14 protein-coding genes are annotated in these 16667 nt (G+C 59.7%); 5 read left to right on the top strand and 9 right to left on the bottom strand.

Going from position 1 to position 16667, the window contains the following annotated elements:
• Window positions 1-20 precede the first annotated feature (20 nt).
• The 6 genes from AC1RT4_RS05575 to AC1RT4_RS05550 all read right to left on the bottom strand — a co-directional run bounded on the left by AC1RT4_RS05575 (window position 21) and on the right by AC1RT4_RS05550 (window position 5364).
• Window positions 21-1331 (bottom strand): ABC transporter substrate-binding protein, encoded by a 1311-nt coding sequence (locus AC1RT4_RS05575; protein WP_493084157.1) that lies wholly within the window; start codon window positions 1329-1331, stop codon window positions 21-23.
• A gap of 226 nt (window positions 1332-1557) precedes the next feature.
• The gene (locus AC1RT4_RS05570) at window positions 1558-2463 is read right to left on the bottom strand and encodes an AraC family transcriptional regulator (RefSeq protein WP_273899427.1); all 906 of its coding nucleotides are present in this window, start codon (window positions 2461-2463) and stop codon (window positions 1558-1560) included.
• A gap of 53 nt (window positions 2464-2516) precedes the next feature.
• The gene (locus AC1RT4_RS05565) at window positions 2517-2804 is read right to left on the bottom strand and encodes a hypothetical protein (RefSeq protein ID WP_493084155.1); all 288 of its coding nucleotides are present in this window, start codon (window positions 2802-2804) and stop codon (window positions 2517-2519) included.
• Between the two features lie 27 nt (window positions 2805-2831).
• Entirely contained in the window at window positions 2832-3395 is a 564-nt protein-coding gene (locus AC1RT4_RS05560; RefSeq protein WP_493084153.1) for a phosphatidylinositol-specific phospholipase C domain-containing protein, read from the bottom strand.
• 149 nt (window positions 3396-3544) lie between these two features.
• Entirely contained in the window at window positions 3545-4834 is a 1290-nt protein-coding gene (locus tag AC1RT4_RS05555; RefSeq protein ID WP_493084151.1) for a glycosyltransferase, read from the bottom strand.
• Between the two features lie 164 nt (window positions 4835-4998).
• Window positions 4999-5364, bottom strand: a complete 366-nt coding sequence (locus AC1RT4_RS05550) for a response regulator (RefSeq protein WP_493084149.1) — start codon at window positions 5362-5364, stop codon at window positions 4999-5001.
• A gap of 263 nt (window positions 5365-5627) precedes the next feature.
• Here AC1RT4_RS05550 and AC1RT4_RS05545 point away from each other — a divergent pair, with 263 nt between their 5' ends.
• From AC1RT4_RS05545 to AC1RT4_RS05525, 5 genes are read left to right on the top strand one after another with little or no spacing between them, the layout of a single operon-like run.
• Entirely contained in the window at window positions 5628-9119 is a 3492-nt protein-coding gene (locus AC1RT4_RS05545; protein WP_493084147.1) for a response regulator, read from the top strand.
• Window positions 9119-9952, top strand: coding sequence for a CheR family methyltransferase (locus AC1RT4_RS05540; RefSeq protein WP_085603817.1), 834 nt, complete (start codon window positions 9119-9121; stop codon window positions 9950-9952). Before AC1RT4_RS05545 ends, AC1RT4_RS05540 begins: the two co-directional genes overlap by 1 nt.
• On the top strand, window positions 9949-10542 hold the full coding sequence (locus AC1RT4_RS05535; protein WP_493084145.1) for a chemotaxis protein CheB: 594 nt from the start codon (window positions 9949-9951) through the stop codon (window positions 10540-10542). The genes AC1RT4_RS05540 and AC1RT4_RS05535 overlap by 4 nt, the downstream gene beginning before the upstream one ends.
• A complete protein-coding gene (locus AC1RT4_RS05530) occupies window positions 10536-11750 on the top strand; it encodes a hybrid sensor histidine kinase/response regulator (protein WP_085603811.1) in 1215 nt (404 codons plus the stop codon). The genes AC1RT4_RS05535 and AC1RT4_RS05530 overlap by 7 nt, the downstream gene beginning before the upstream one ends.
• 44 nt (window positions 11751-11794) lie before the next feature.
• The gene (locus AC1RT4_RS05525; RefSeq protein ID WP_007954537.1) at window positions 11795-12172 is read left to right on the top strand and encodes a response regulator; all 378 of its coding nucleotides are present in this window, start codon (window positions 11795-11797) and stop codon (window positions 12170-12172) included.
• Window positions 12173-12185: 13 nt separating this feature from the next.
• Here the strand turns inward: AC1RT4_RS05525 and AC1RT4_RS05520 are convergent, their stop codons facing one another.
• The 3 genes from AC1RT4_RS05520 to AC1RT4_RS05510 all read right to left on the bottom strand — a co-directional run bounded on the left by AC1RT4_RS05520 (window position 12186) and on the right by AC1RT4_RS05510 (window position 16540).
• The gene (locus tag AC1RT4_RS05520; protein ID WP_493084143.1) at window positions 12186-13856 is read right to left on the bottom strand and encodes an ATP-binding protein; all 1671 of its coding nucleotides are present in this window, start codon (window positions 13854-13856) and stop codon (window positions 12186-12188) included.
• A complete protein-coding gene (locus AC1RT4_RS05515; protein ID WP_493084139.1) occupies window positions 13853-15355 on the bottom strand; it encodes an ATPase domain-containing protein in 1503 nt (500 codons plus the stop codon). The genes AC1RT4_RS05520 and AC1RT4_RS05515 overlap by 4 nt, the downstream gene beginning before the upstream one ends.
• 129 nt (window positions 15356-15484) lie before the next feature.
• Window positions 15485-16540 carry a HEAT repeat domain-containing protein gene (locus AC1RT4_RS05510; RefSeq protein WP_493084137.1) on the bottom strand — a complete coding sequence of 352 codons (1056 nt, stop codon included), beginning with the start codon at window positions 16538-16540 and terminating at the stop codon, window positions 15485-15487.
• Between the last annotated feature and the right edge of the window lie 127 nt (window positions 16541-16667).

Raw genomic sequence — 16667 nt, 5'->3', positions numbered from 1 at the left:
CAGGAGAGGCTTTCGCAGGATTACTTCGGATAACCCGCGCGCTTCATCTCGCGTTCGGTGGTTTGCTGGGCAGCGGTCAACGCCTGGTCGACCGTGGTCTGGCCGATCAGCGCCGCCGAGAACAGCTTGCCGACCTGGGTGCCCACGCCCTGGAATTCAGGAATGGTCACCAGCTGGATGCCGATGTACGGCACAGGTTTGAGGGACGGTTTGCTTGGGTCAGCCGCTTTCAGCGATTCCAGCGTGACCTTGGCAAACGGCGCGGCGCTCATGTACGCGTCGCTGTAGGTCGAGGCGCGGGTGCCCGGCGGAACGTTGGCGATGCCGTCGGTCTTGGCGACCAGTTCACCGTATTCCTTGGAGGTGGCCCAGGCGCTGAATTGCTTGGCGGCGTCCTTGGCCTTGGAGCTGGTCGGAATCGCCAGCGCCCACGAGTACAGCCACGCCGAGCCTTTGTCGGTGACCTGATGCGGCGCGTAGGTGAAGCCGACGTGATCGGCGACCTTGCTTTGAGTCTTGTCGGTGACGAACGAGCCGGCGACGCTGGCATCGACCCACATCGCGCATTTGCCGCTGTTGAACAGGGCGAGGTTTTCGTTGAAACCGTTGCTGGAGGCGCCCGGCGGGCCGGACTTCTTCATGGTGTCGACGTAGAAGTTCAGCGCGCTCTTCCATTCAGGACCGCTGAATTCCGGTTTCCATTGCTCATCGAACCAGCGCGCGCCATAGGCGTTGGCCACGGTGGTGATCAGCGCGATGTTTTCGCCCCAGCCGGCCTTGCCGCGCAGGCAGATGCCGTACTGTTCCTTGTCCTTGTTGGTGAGTTTTTCAGCGAAGCCGGCGATCTGTTCCCAGGTCGGACGCTCCGGCATGGTCAGGCCGGCGTCCTTGAACAGGTCGGTGCGGTAATAGGTGATCGAGCTTTCGGCGTAGAACGGCAGGGCGTACAGCGAACCCTTGACCGACAGGCCTTCACGCACCGACGGGAACACGTCGTCGAGGGCGTAGCTGGCCGGCAGATCCTTCATCGGTTCGAGCCAGCCTTTTGCACCCCAGAGTGCGGCTTCGTACATGCCGATGGTCAACACATCGAACTGACCGCCCTGGGTGGCGATGTCGGTGGTCAGGCGCTGACGCAGAACGTTTTCTTCCAGCACCACCCAATTGAGCTTGATGTCCGGATGCTCGGTCTCGAAGGTTTTCGAGAGCTTTTGCATGCGGATCATGTCGCTGTTGTTGACGGTGGCGATGGTCAGGGTCTGGGCGCCAAGGCTGACGCTGCTGAGGGTCATGCAGGTGAGGGCCAGCAGAGCTTTTGCAGTGGGTTGCATCGTGCACTCCTTTTCTGCACCCGGTGGGGGCAGAAGGACAGTTATTGTTTTTGTGTTCTTCCGGCGGGGGAAGAATGTGCACTGATTACAGCCTTCTAACGCAGGGCTGACAAATCATCCCTAGCACTTGAATCGATACTTTTTTGCACTCGGGATTGGCGCGATAAACGCAGGCAAGGGCGTTTCAGAAGGGCGGCAGGCATGAATCCGTACAGGTTTTCAGGCGTCAGCCGTGGTTTTGCTCGGTCAGGCGCTGCACCACCAGCCGCCGATAATGCGACGGCGTCATGCCTTTGAGCTGCTGAAAGCGCCGATTGAAGTTGGAAATATTGTTGAAGCCCGACTCGAAACAGACCTCGGTCACCGGTTTGTCGCCGTCCGCCAGCAATTCGCAGGATTTGCTGATGCGCAGGCGATTGACGAATTCGATGAAGTTGCGCCCGGTGGCCTGCTTGAACACGCGGCTGAAGTAGGTGGGTTTCATGCCAAGGTGCTCGGCGACTTCCTCCAGCGGCAGTTCGCGAGCGTAGTGGGCGAAAATGTAATCCACCGCGCGGTTGGTGCGGTCGATGTTATGCTCGTCCGCCAGTTGCGGGGTGGTTGCGCCGGACAGGAGTTGGTAGTCGTCGGTGGCGGCCAGCAACTCCATCAGGATGAAAAAGTGCCCGAGGCGGGTGATGCCCTTGGTGTCGGCAATCTTCTGCATCAGGTTCATGGCCTGGCGAATCGTGCGCGGGCAACGGAATTCGATGCCGTACTGCGCACGCTCCAGCAGCGGCGCCAGGGTCTTGAGTTCGGCGAACACCTGATGACCGCTTTCGAACAGCTCATCGGTGAAGTTGACCAGCATGTCGCGCTTCTCGACCACCTCGTCTTCGGCCACCTGGCTGATCCAGTTGTGCGGCAGATTGGGGCCGGTCAGGAACAGCGTCTGCGGGTAGAAGTTGCCGATGTAGTCGCCAATGAACACCTTGCCCGAACTGGCCACGATCAGGTGCAGCTCGTACTCCTTGTGAAAATGCCAGCGCACCAGCGGGCAGGGGAAACCGTGCTGGCGGTAGATGATGGACAACCCGTTGTGGTCATCCATCAGTTCATAAGAGGGGTCGGTGACGCGGGCTGTTCGAGTCATGGTCGGGCGCTTTTTTTGTTATCGCCCGGCGATCATGCCTCTTTGCGCGCCCGTTACGCCAGTTTGCGATCATACGAGTGCTGGTGGGCCTTGGTCTGATTCACGGCACGGCAGAACGACACGATATTGGACTCTTCAAGGAAGTCGACGTTGATGATGTTGCACTTCATCGCCCAGTCACTGTTGTTCGGGTCGAACCACTCGTTCAATTCCTTATGAATATCAACCGGCCCGCCCAGCGCGGTGAAACTGGTGGCAGACAGTGACCAGGGATTCCAGGAACCCGGTGGGGACTTCAGAGTATTGCCGATGAACTGCTTCAACTCCTGGGTTGAAGTCAAGTCGCTGCCCGACCATTGATGATTGATTTAATCAATGTACACGTAGCGATCAAGTTGCCAGTGTGGGCGGGCAGCGATGAATACACGCTGCTCGCTGCTGAGGTGTTTAAGTTGGCCAAGGCTTGAAGTCAGGTATCGACTTGGAATCAGACGGTGCCCCAGCAAGTGAACCACCATTTTATGGAAGTATTCATAATCGAAATCGTCGCCATCAAGGCTGTGAAAGTCCAGGACAATGAACTCGTCCGGGCTTTGCCGCAGGAAGTTTTCGACGTCGGTGATCAGGTTTCCCAATGTTCTGGAGTTGCGGTGTCCGCCATGGTGAGCAACGAACTTGCCGACGCCCTCTGCCTTTGGCTCGTAGGCCAGACGGACGTCCAGCACCCTTGCGCCGTGGTGTAACTGAGCATGAAACGAATCATGCTGACAGGCCAGCCAATGGCGGGGCGGGCCGAGTACCGGATAGGTGGCGCGCCAGTCACTGCCGGCGTTGTGGGTTCCCGGTAGCGTCAGATTGCAGATGGAAAGGGAATCAATGGACGGTGTCGCCGCCATCCAATTATGCAGCGCGTAGTTATTGGTATCGCTCATGGATGCATCCTGCATTAGTGGGTGAATCGCGCCACCTCGAACCAGAAGCTTGGCGCGTGCAGGATGTTTATAAGGTTGAGCGTTTTTACTGGCTATTGGTTGAGTGATGCAAGTTGTTGGCTGTTGTGTTTATACATTTCCAGATCGAATTACTTGTTCGAGTTTTTCGCTTCAATCCATTGAGCCATGTACTGCGTGCTCTTGTGCGAATGATGTCGCAACATGCTGCCGGTGAAGTTGTTGCGCCTCGACTGGACAATGTTTTGGCGACAGTCCTGCAGTTTTTTGATCAGCGCCGGCCCATGGATGGCTTGCTGATAAACATCCTTGAGCAGTGTTTGCCCATGGGACTGGGCGGCGTGCCAACGGGCTTCGTCGCGATACAGCTCAACCGCAGCATTGGCCAGATCCTGCGCCGTACGGCAAACCGCGCCAGGCCACGGCTGATCAGTGTGCATGCCTTCAGCGCCGATCGGCGTGGTGACACTTGGCGTACCGCACAGCATCGCATCAATCAGTTTGCCCTTGATGCCGGCACCAAAACGCAAGGGCGCCAGGCAGATCCGTGCATCAGACATGACCTGCAACGCATCCTCGGCCCAGTTCATGATGTGAAAACCCTGGGCGGCATTGTGCAGGGCCGCTGCTTTGGGCGGCGTGTAGGCGCCGTAGAGGTGCAATTGGGCTTTGGGCAGCTGCTCGCGGATCAGCGGCCAGACGGTGGATTTCATCCACAACACCGCGTCCCAGTTCGGCGCGTGACGGAAGTTGCCGATACTGAGGAAATGCGCGCGCTCCTCGAAGGGTTTCGCTGGCGTGTTCGGTGGCTCGACCATCAAAGGGCACCAGTGCAACAGCTCGGGTGGCAATTTGAACTGCTGCACCAGCAACTCGATTTCCACCTGCGAGATCATCAGGTTCAGGTCGCAGCGATACAGCGCGGCGATCTCGCGCTTGGCCAGGTCGGTGTCAGCCATCAATTCGAACTCTTCAGCCAGCGCCGGGGCAAACAGCTCAGCGAAGTCGTTGGCGTCATCGCTGTGCTTCAGCCGATCCTTCAAACGCTGATGCCGTGCATGCCGCAGGCTTTGCAGATCCGAGGTTTCCAGAACGCGCAGGGCGTCGGGACAATGTTTCTCCACGCGCCAGCCGAACTGTTCTTCGATCATGAACTGGTCGAACAGCACGATATCCGGCATCAGTTCGCTGATGAATGTGTCGAAACTGCTGTTATTCAGTTCGATCGGGACTTCGCGGATCCCCAGTGCGGTCAGGTCGGCGCGGTGTTCGCCGGTGCCGGCAGGGCTGGCAAAGGTGATTTGCCAGCCCTGTTGCAGGAACGTCTCGAGAATCTGCATCACATGCCCGCTCGCAGCGGAGGAGCGGGGTTCCGGCCAGACGTAACCAATGACGAGGACTTTGGTTGCGGGCTGACTCATGAGAAACGGTTCCTGGGACGAAGTGACGGAAAAAAGGCGCGCGGATTAGACCATAACCCACGTGTCGAGTGATCCGTTTTTATCGGATATACGTCGGGCAAGTCCGAGCAAGAAGGCCGCCGGCAGGGCCCGTGACAGCTTGCTCAGGCATTGACGTTTTGTGCTCAGGATTGCTCCAGAACGGATTTGACCTTGTCGCGCAGTTGATCAATGGAAAACGGCTTGCCGATCACATGCATGTCCGCCGGCACTTCAATGGTCTCGGCGTAACCGCTGGCAAACAGAATCGGCAGTGCCGGGCGAATGTTGCGGGCTTCGGTGGCCAGCTGACGGCCATCCATGATCGGCAGGCCGACGTCGGTCATCATCAGGTCGATGTGCTGATTCACATCCTTGAGGATTTCCAGCGCCTGTTCGCTGCCATCCGCTTCCAGAACCTCGAACTCCAACTCCTCCAGCACATCGACGATCAGCATGCGCACGATGGCGTCGTCTTCTACTACAAGGATGGTGGACGCGGTGCTGGACATAGTGGCGGCTCTCAAGAATGGGTAAAGGGGCGCCGGTCGATCAAAAATGCCGGGCTCTTGCATGAGTAAGTGGCGCATAGCCACAAGTTCCCGAATGGATACAAAAAAGAATAGGCGCAAACGGGCGGGCAAGGATAACCGTTGGCCTGAGATTCGGCGCAGGCAAATGTGGGAAAACAGTGCTAACACTGTGAGAAAAATGGATCCATGCCACTGTTTTGGGGCAAACTCCCTGGTTTTCAACAGTTCGACAAGGCTGCCACATGTCCTCTCCGTCTTCGGTTGATGAGCAACGGTTTCGCAAACTCCTGAGCCGCAACGTCAGTTTGCCGTTGGGCGTCGGCGTGATCAGTGCCGTGTTCTTCGTTTCGCTGATCACTTATCTGCTGTCCGTGATCCAGTGGGTGGAGCACACCGACCGGGTGATCAATAACGCCAACGAAGCGGTGAAACTCACCGTGGACCTGGAAACCGGCATGCGCGGGTTTCTGCTCAGCGGCGACGAACACTTCCTCGACCCGTACGAGACGGCCAAGCCGCGCATCGCTGTGGCACTGAACACCTTGCTCGAACTGACTGCCGACAATCCGGTGCAGACCGATCGTCTGCGTCGTCTTCAGGCGCTGCAAGCCGAGTGGGCGACCTACGCGCAATCGATGATCGATCTGCAGCGCGCCAGCGGTGACTACAAGGCCGCGGTCAAGGCGGGGAAGGGCAAGCGCCTGACCGATGAAGTGCGCAAGCAGTTTGACGATGTGATTGAAACCGAACAGTTGCTGCGCGCCGCGCGCAATGAAGACGTGCGCCGCACCACGATCTGGAGCATCAGCCTTTATCTGCTGTTTGTGGCCGGCATCAGCGGTCTGCTGGCCTATGTCGGTCGACGTGATCTGCTCAACCTTTCGCAAAGCTATGGCGCGACCCTGGCCGCGCAAGAGGCCAGCGCCCATCGTCTGGAGCAACAAGCCTGGCTGCGCAACGGCCAGACGCAGCTGGCCGAGCAGGTCCTGGGGCAACTGACGCTCAACCTGCTGGGGCGCAACATTCTGCAGTTCTGCGCCCAGTACCTTGGCACCGCCGTGGCCGCGCTGTATGTGCGCGAAGAACATGGCGGCCTCAAACGCGTGGCGACTTACGGTTTCTCCCGCGAACAGGAACAACAGGAACAGTCGATCTACAGCGATGAAGGCATTGTCGGGCAGGTTGCCCAGCAGGCGCGGCTGATTCGTCTGGACTCGGTGCCCTCGGATTACTTCAAGGTTAGTTCCGGTCTGGGCGAAGGCCTGCCGCACAGCGTGCTGGTGGTGCCGACCAGCGATGACGAACGGGTCAACGGCGTGATCGAACTGGGTTTCCTGCGTCCGCTCTCCGACCGCGATGTCGCGCTGCTGGAACTGATTGCCGGCAACATCGGCACGTCCATCGAAGCGGCGCGTTATCGCCAGCGTTTGCAGGAAGTGCTGGCCGAAACCCAGCAGCTCAACGAAGAATTGCAGGTGCAGCAGGAAGAGCTGAAAACCGCCAACGAAGAGCTGGAAGAACAGTCGCGGATTCTCAAGGAGTCCCAGGCGCATCTGGAAACCCAGCAAGTCGAGCTGGAACAGACCAACGAGCAACTGGCCGAACAGGCCCAGACCCTGGCCGAGCAGCGCGACGCCATGGATCAGAAGAACACCGAGCTCAATCAGGCCCAGGTGCAGCTCGAAGAACGCGCCGAAGAATTGCAGCGTTCGAGCAAGTACAAGTCCGAATTCCTCGCCAACATGTCCCACGAGCTGCGCACGCCGCTGAACAGCTCCTTGATCCTGGCCAAGCTGCTGGCGGAAAACCCGCAGGACAACCTCAGCGCCGAGCAGGTCAAGTTTGCCGAGTCGATCTATTCCGCCGGCAACGATCTGCTCAACCTGATCAACGATATTCTCGACATTTCCAAGGTGGAAGCCGGCAAACTCGAAGTGATGCCGGAAAACACCAGCGTCGCGCGTCTGGCCGATGGCTTGCGCAGCGTGTTCGAACCGCTGGCGGCGGACAAGAAGCTGACCTTCAACGTCGAATTGCAGCCTGATGCACCGATCACCTTGTTCACTGACCGTCAGCGTCTGGAGCAGGTGATCAAGAACCTGCTGTCCAACGCGGTGAAATTCACCGAGCAGGGCACGGTCAGCCTGACCATCGCCGGCCAGCCGGACGATCGCATCGCCTTCATCGTGCGCGACTCGGGGATCGGAATTGCGCAGGACCAGCAGGAAAGCATTTTCGAAGCCTTCCGCCAGGCCGACGGCACCACCAACCGCAAATACGGCGGCACCGGCTTGGGCCTGTCGATCTCCCGGGATCTGGCGACGTTGCTGGGCGGTTCGATCAGCGTCAGCAGCGCGCCGGGGCAGGGCAGTGCCTTCACCCTGGTGTTGCCGCAGCAATACAGCGAGCCGGGTGACACGCCGGTTGTGCCGCTGACCTTCAGTCCACCGGCCTCTACTCCGGTCATCGCGCCTGTCGCAGCGGTTTCGCCTCTGGCGCCTGTCGACATCCCGCGCTTCAACGATGACCGCAACAAGGCACCGTTCGCTACCCGTTGCATTCTGGTGGTGGAAGACGAGCCGAATTTTGCTCACATCCTTTACGACCTGGCCCATGAACTGGGCTATCAGTGCCTGGTCGCCCACGGTGCCGATGAAGGTTATGACCTGGCGAAAGAGTTCGTGCCAGACGCGATCCTGCTGGACATGCGCCTGCCGGACCACTCGGGCCTGACCGTCCTGCAACGCCTGAAAGAACACGCCGAAACCCGGCACATCCCGGTACACGTGATTTCCGTGGAAGACCGCGTAGAAGCGGCGATGCACATGGGCGCCATCGGTTACGCCGTCAAGCCGACCACCCGCGAAGAGCTCAAGGACGTGTTCGCTCGTCTTGAGGCCAAGCTGACCCAGAAGGTCAAGCGCGTGCTGCTGGTCGAGGACGACGATCTGCAACGGGAAAGCATCGCCCGCCTGATCGGCGATGACGACATCGAAATCACCGCTGTCGGCCTGGCACAGGACGCGCTGGAGCTGCTGCGCACGACGATCTTCGATTGCATGGTCATCGACCTGAAGTTGCCGGACATGCTCGGCAACGATCTGCTCAAGCGCATGTCCACCGAGGACATCTGCTCGTTCCCGCCGGTCATCGTCTACACCGGACGCAACCTGACCCGCGACGAAGAGGCCGACCTGCGCAAGTATTCGCGCTCGATCATCATCAAAGGTGCGCGCTCGCCGGAACGTCTGCTGGATGAGGTCACACTCTTTCTGCACAAAGTCGAATCGCAGTTGTCCCATGAACGGCAGAAGATGCTCAAGACCGCCCGCAGTCGCGACAAGGTCTTCGAAGGTCGCAAAGTGCTGCTGGTGGACGACGATGTGCGCAACATCTTCGCCCTGACCAGCGCGCTGGAAACCAAGGGTGCAGTCGTGGTGATCGGCCGTAACGGCCGTGAAGCGATTGAAAAACTGAATGAAGTCGAGGACATCGACCTGGTGCTGATGGACGTGATGATGCCGGAAATGGATGGTTTTGAAGCCACCATGGAAATCCGCAAGGATCCGCGCTGGCGCAAGCTGCCGATCATCGCGGTGACGGCCAAGGCCATGAAGGACGATCAGGAGCGCTGCCTGCAGGCGGGCGCCAATGATTACCTGGCCAAGCCCATCGACCTGGATCGCCTGTTCTCGCTGATTCGCGTGTGGTTACCGAAGATGGAACGCATTTAGTGGAACGCAGTAATCCCGTTGAACGAAACAGTGAAATCGAACTGCGGTTGCTGATCGAGGCGATTTATCTCAAGTACAGCTATGACTTTCGCGATTACTCCGGCGCTTCGATCAAGCGCCGGGTGCAACATGCGCTGAGCCAGTTCGAGTGCGCGACCATCTCGGCCTTGCAAGAGAAAGTCTTGCATGACCCGACGGCGTTCATGCAGTTGCTGCAATTGCTGACGATCCCGGTCAGCGAGATGTTCCGCGATCCGTCGCACTTCCTGGCGATCCGTCAGGAGGTGGTGCCGCTGCTCAAGACCTATCCGTCGATCAAGATCTGGATCGCGGGGTGCAGCACCGGCGAGGAGGTCTACTCGATGGCGATTCTGCTGCGCGAAGAAGGTCTGCTCGACCGCACGATCATCTACGCCACCGACATCAACCCGCGCTCGCTGGACAAGGCCAAGCAGGGGATCTTCTCGATGGAGAACGTGCGCGCCTACACCGCCAACTATCAGCAGGCCGGCGGTCAGCGCTCGTTCGCCGACTACTACACTGCTGCCTATGGCTACGCGATTTTCGACAAGAGCCTGTGCGAGAACGTGACCTTCGCCGATCACAGCCTGGCGACCGATAGTGTATTCTCCGAAACTCAATTAATTTCGTGTCGTAACGTGTTGATTTACTTCAACAAAAAACTTCAGGATCGAGCGTTCGGGTTGTTCCATGAATCGTTGTGCCACCGTGGATTCCTGGTATTGGGCAGCAAGGAAACTCTGGATTTTTCCGGCTACTCCAACCAGTTCGAGCCGCTGGTGAAACAAGAACGGATCTACCGCAAATCATGAACAGTGCAGCGGATTTGCCTCGGGTCGAGGCGATTGTGGTCGGAGCTTCCGCCGGTGGCGTCGAGGCCTTGTTGACGATGCTCGGTTCACTGCGTGCCGGGTTCGGGCTGCCGATCATCATCGTCCTGCATCTGCCGGAAGAGCGCCGCAGCCAGCTCGCCGATGTGTTCGCCCGTCGACTGGCGCTGCCGGTAGCAGAAGCCATCGACAAACAGGACATCGCGCCCGGCACCGTGTACTTCGCGACGCCGGGTTATCACCTGTCGGTGGAGCAGGACCTCAGCCTGTCGCTGAGCCTTGAAGACCGTCTGCATCATTCGCGGCCTTCGATCGACTTTCTGTTCGAATCCGCCGCCGATGCCTACGGGCCGGCGCTGGCCGCGGTACTGTTGACCGGTGCCAACCACGATGGCGCGCGGGGCCTGGCGCAAGTCAAACGCCAGGGCGGGCTGACCATCGTGCAGGACCCGGACGAAGCGCAGGTCGCGACCATGCCCCGCGCTGCGCTGAAGATTCATCAACCGGATTACATTCTTCCCATCCACGGCATCGGCCGTCTGCTTGTCGAGCTGGAACGAATCGCATGCTGAGTAATATCCAGGCAAAACTGCTGATCGTCGACGATCTGCCCGAGAACCTGCTGGCCCTCGAAGCGCTGATCAAACGCGAAGACCGCACCGTCTATAAAGCGTTGTCGGCGGACGAAGCGCTGTCGCTGCTGCTGCAACACGAATTTGCCATGGCCATTCTCGACGTGCAGATGCCCGGCATGAACGGCTTCGAACTGGCCGAGCTGATGCGCGGCACCGAGAAAACCAAGAACATCCCGATCATCTTCGTCAGCGCCGCCGGCCGTGAACTCAATTACGCGTTCAAGGGCTATGAAAGCGGCGCGGTGGACTTCCTGCACAAGCCGCTGGATATCCACGCGGTGAAGAGCAAGGTCAACGTCTTCGTCGACCTGTACCGCCAGAGCAAGGCGATGAAGCAACAGGTCGAAGCCCTCGAGCAGAGCCGTCGCGAACAGGAAGCGCTGTTGCAGCAACTGCAAAGCACCCAGGGCGAACTGGAGCAGGCGGTGCGCATGCGCGACGATTTCATGTCGATCGTCGCCCATGAAGTGCGCACGCCGCTCAACGGCCTTATCCTCGAAACCCAACTGCGCAAGATGCACCTGGCCCGGGACAACGCCGCCGCGTTCACCCTCGACAAGATGCACGCCATGGTCGACCGCGACGAGCGCCAGATCAAAAGTCTGATCCGCCTGATCGAAGACATGCTCGACGTGTCGCGGATCCGCACCGGCAAGCTGTCGATCCGACCGAGTCGCTTCGATCTCGCGCAACTGGTAGGCACGCTGCTGGAGAACTTCGCCCAGCAGATCGAAGCTGCCGAGACCGAGGTCAGCTTCACCGCGACCGAGCCGGTGGAAGGGCAGTGGGACGAATTCCGTATTGAGCAGGTGGTGTCGAACCTGCTGACCAACGCGTTGCGTTATGGCGGTAAAAGTCCGATCCAGGTTCGGGTTTATCGCGAAGGCAATGAAGCCCGGGTCGAAGTTCAGGATCAGGGCATCGGCATCAGCGAGGAGAACCAGAAACGCATTTTTCAACAGTTCGAACGGGTTTCCGCCAAGACGGTGGTGGCCGGCCTCGGACTGGGTCTGTTCATTTCCGAGCAGATCGTCGCCGCCCATGGCGGCTCCATCGTCGTCGAAAGCAAGATCAACGAGGGCGCCCTGTTTCGCGTTTGTCTGCCGCTCCAGGAAAACGGCAAAACAAACGCAACCTCTGAGTGACCACACGGTCGTATCAGCAGCTATTGACCGAACAAAGGCTTCCCATGAGCGTAGATGCACAAGATGTAGTACTCGTCGTCGAGGACGAACCGGTGATCCTGATGGTCCTGACCGATTATTTGTCAGGCCAGGGCTATCGCGTATTGCAGGCCGAAAACGGCGAGCAGGCGTTCGAGATTCTGGCGAGCAAGCCGCATCTGGACATGTTGATTACCGATTTCCGCCTGCCTGGCGGGATCTCCGGCGTGCAGATCGCCGAACCCGCCGTCAAGTTGCGTCCGGATCTGAAGGTGATCTTCATCAGCGGTTATCCGCAGGAAATCCGCGAGACCGGCAGCCCCATCACCCGCCGGGCGCCGATCCTGGAAAAACCGTTCGATCTGGATGTGTTGCAGGAGAAGATTCAGGAACTGCTGGCCTGAGGCGTTAACCGCCTCAGCTCTTGATCATTTCCCGCACCTTCGCCGTCAACAGATCGAAGGTGAACGGCTTGGTGATCATCTGCATGCCCGGGTCGAGGAATCCGCCGCGCACCGCCGCGTGCTCGGCATAACCGGTGATGAACAGGACCTTCAAGTCAGGCCGGTACTGCCGGCCTATTTCCGCCAGTTGCCGCCCGTTCATGCCAGGCAGACCGACGTCGCTGATCAGCAGATCGATACGTTGCTCCGAATCCAGAATCGGCATGGCACCGTCAGCATCGCCGGCTTCGACAAACCCGTAACCCAATTCACTCAATACCGCGCTGACCAGCACGCGCACGGCCGGGTCGTCTTCGACGATCAATACGGTTTCGCCTTCCACGGCGTCCGGCGCCTGCTCCGCGTCAGCGGGTGCGTGAGGCAGTGATTCACCCTGGAAGCGCGGCAGATAGAGTTTGACCGTGGTGCCCTGATCGATTTTGCTGTCGATCGACACATGACCACCGGATTGCTTGCTGAAGCCGTAGATCATCGACAGCCCCAGCCCCGTGCCCTGGCCGATCGGCTTGGTGGTGAAAAACGGGTCGAACGCACGATTGATGACACTCTCCGGCATGCCGCAGCCATTGTCGGTCACGCTCAACACGACGTAATCACCGGGCTCAAGATTGCTATAGGTCGCGGTGTAGTCGCGATCCAGCACCTGATTACCCGTCTCGACCACCAGATTGCCGCCGTCGGGCATCGCATCCCGTGCGTTGATCACCAGGTTGAGCAGGGCGCTTTCCAGTTGATTGGGGTCGGCCTCGGCCACCCACAATTGTTCGTGCAGGCGCATGTCCAGCTGAATGCTTTCGTTGAGGCTGCGTTGCAGCAGTTCGCCCATCGACTGCACCAGATCGTTCATCTGCACGGCTTTGGAGTCCAGCGACTGGCGACGGGAAAACGCCAGCAGACGATGGGTCAGGCCGGCGGCGCGGTTGGCCGAGGTCACGCCGAGATCGATCAGGCTGTCGAGGTCGTCGGTGCGGCCACGGGCCAGTCGCCGGCGCAGCAATTCGAGGCTGCCGATGATCCCGGTCAGCATGTTGTTGAAGTCGTGGGCGATCCCGCCGGTGAGCTGGCCGACCGCTTCCATTTTCTGCGACTGGCGCAGGGCTTCTTCGTTGTGCCGCAGCTGCGCGGTGCGCTCTTCGACTTGCTGCTCGAGGGTTTCGAGGGTCGATTGCAGACGCCGCTCGCTGTTGCTCAGATCGATCAGGCGGTCGCGGGCCTCGTACTGTCGTCGTCGCCCGCGCAGTGCGGTGGAAATCAGGCTGATCAACGTCGCCGGATGGAAAGGGCGCTCAAGAAACGTCACGTTGCCCAACAGTTTGCTGAGCCGCGACGAAGGCCCTTGTTCAGATCCGCCGTGATGGGTGAGCAAGACGATTGGCAAGTCAGACCACGCCGGTTGTTGCTCCAGGTACAGCAGCAGGCCTTCAAGCTCCGGGCCATTCAGGGCCTCGGCCGCGATCAAAAGCAGACCGGCGCCGGGCTCAAGTTCGCTGCACAGCGTGGCGAGATCGGGCGTGATCAGGCCACCGTAGCCGGCCTCGTTGAGGATCATCAGCGCCACCTGGCTGTCGCGCCCCAGGGGCGCGAGGATCAGCGCCCGTTCCGACAGCGGTACGGTGACGGTCACAAGCTGTCATCCTTGAGCAGCGGATTGCTCGCGCCGAGGTAGGTCGGTACGCCGCGCAGCACGCCCTGGAAGGCTTCCAGCGGCTCACCGATGGTCATGCCTTGCGAGGAAATGCGATATTCGCGAATGGTCGATTCGTGGCTGCCGGTGCGTTTCTTGATGATCGAAATCGCTCGACGTACCTTGCCGAGGGCTTCGAAGTAGCGCAGCAGAATCACCGTGTCGGCGAGGTAGGTGATGTCGACCGGGGCCTGCATGTCGCCGACTAGTCCGTGCTGGGCGACGGTCATGAACGTCGCGGCGCCCTTGCGGTTCAGGTACAGCAACAGTTCGTGCATATGCAGCACCAGCGCGTTCTCTTCCGGCATCGCGGCCTGATAGCCGTTGATGCTGTCGATCACCACGGTCTTGATGTCTCCTTCATCGACGCAGCGTCGTACCCGGTGGGAGAACTCACCGGGAGACAGCTCGGCGGCGTCCACCTGTTCGATCAGCAGATTGCCGGTAGCTTGCAGGGCCTTGAGGTCGATGCCGATGTTTTTCATGCGCTCGAACAGCAGGCCCAGCTCTTCGTCGAAAATGAACAGGGCAGCCTTTTCACCACGCGCCACGGCGGCGGCCGCGAAAATCATGGTGATCAAGGATTTGCCTGTGCCCGCCGGGCCCAGAATCAACGTGCTGGAGCCGGTTTCGATACCGCCACCGAGCAGGGCGTCCATTTCCTTGATGCCGCTGGACAGTTGCAGCCGTGGGTAATCGCCCCGGTGCTCCGCTGCCACCAGACGCGGGAAGACGTGTACGCCATCGCCCATGATGGTGAAGTCATGGAAGCCGCCACGGTATTTCTGCCCGCGATACTTGATCACCCGCACCCGACGGCGTTCCGCGCCATAGTTGGGGGTCAGTTCTTCGAGACGGATCACGCCGTGAGCGACACTGTGCACGGTTTTGTCGAGGGATTCGGTGGTCAGGTCATCCAGCAGTAAAACCGTGGCGTCGTAGCGCACGAAGTAATGCTTGATCGCCAGAATCTGTCGACGGTAGCGCAGGGAGCTTTGCGCCAGCAGGCGGATTTCCGAGAGGCTGTCGAGCACCACCCGGGTGGGCTTGAAGCGCTCGACCACTTCGAAAATCTGCTTCGTCGCTTCACCCAGCTCAAGGTCCGAGGAGTACAACAGACTCTGCTGATGCTCGGCGTTGAGCAGGCTTTCCGGGGGCGTCAGCTCGAAAATCTCGATGTTTTCGTTCAGTTCCCAACCGTGGGACGCCGCGCCCTGGCGCAATTCGCGCTCGGTTTCGGACAGCGTGATGTACAACGAACGTTCGCCGGCACGGGCGCCGGCCAGCAGAAAATGCAACGCGACTGTGGTTTTACCGGTTCCAGGCTCGCCCTCCAGCAAGAAAACATGACTGCGGGACAAACCACCGGCCAGGATATCGTCGAGACCCTCGATGCCGGTGGCGGCTTTTGCACTGATCAACGCGTTCGATGTAGACAAAAAATGCCCTCTCATGACTAGGGGAAACGAGGCAGCGGGCGCCGGACGCCGTTTTGGCACTGCCTGATTACTTGACCTTTTGCCGTGACGGCGGTTCCGATTTTCTTGCGGGATGTGTCGAGAAGGCCGCTAGAGACCTTGTTGAAGCGAAGGATCGTCGGGATTCATCTGTTCGAGCTGGGCCAGCAGGATCTGCACGTTCTGCAACTGACCGCTTTCTTTCCAGTAATTGATCAGCAGCACCCGCGCCTTGCGATCGGCAGGGTGACGCTGGACGATTTCCTGCAGCTGCTTTTGCGCCGCTTCCAGTTCTTCGGCGCTGTGCAGGGTGGTGGCGAGGTCGTAGCGGTAGTCCTTGTTGTCGGGCTCGAGCTCCACGGCTTTGGATAAACCGAGCAGGGCGTACTCGCGTTGATCGTGATGCAGCAGCCAGAGGCCAAGGGCATGTTGCAGATAAGCCGAATCGGGTTGGGCCTTCAATTGTCGGGCGAGCAGCTGTCGCGCAGCGTCGCTCTGGCCCTGACGGTCGAGCACTTCGATCTGCATCACCAGCGCCGGCAAGTTGCCGGGGTCCAGGCGCAGGGTTTGTTCCAGCGCTTCCTGTGCCTGTTTCAGTTCGGCGTTGTGCAGATACAGGCGCGCCAGTTGCACGTAGTTGGCGGCGCTTTCCGGCTGGGCCTTGAGCGCCTGCTCCCACACGTCGATGCCTTGCTGGAGCGGGGCGAAATACAGGCCCAACTGATCTGGAGACAAGCCGAGCAGGGCGTTGATCGCGGCGAAGCGTACGGTTTGATCTTCATCGTCGAGCAACGGACCCAGCAGCAGGCTGCGCTGCCCGCCCGGCACCAGGCCGGTCACACTTTTGATCGCTGCCAGCCGCACGTCCGGCGATTCGTTTTGCAGATCGGCATCCGCCAGTTTCAGGGCCTGCGGGCTCGGGTAATTGGGCAACTCGGCATGCAGCCAGACGCGCCGCTTGACCGACAGGTCCGGACGCCCCAGTTGCTGATACAAAACCCGCGCGGCACCCGGTTGGCCAGCCCGAGCGGCGGCCAGCGCTTCGCTGTACCCATGCTTGATCGCTTCCGGCACCACGGGCGCGGTACTGCGCAATGACAGCCAGCCCACGAAGAGGATCAGCACAAGGCCGAGGCTGATGAGCAAATAACGGCGAGACTGAGGCATGCGAATTTCCGAAACTTTCGTTTTGTAGCGGAGGTCGCAAGCTTCTGTCAGCTCGCGCCGTGAGTCAAACCCTCTGCCCGATATGGCCTACTACAGGCGTTGAATCGACCTACAACTCGTGTCGACC

Source organism: Pseudomonas sp. GW821-FHT11D10 (assembly GCF_058808435.1).
Note: the sequence above shows the minus strand (reverse complement) of the source record. Positions and strands in the feature narration are given on the sequence as shown.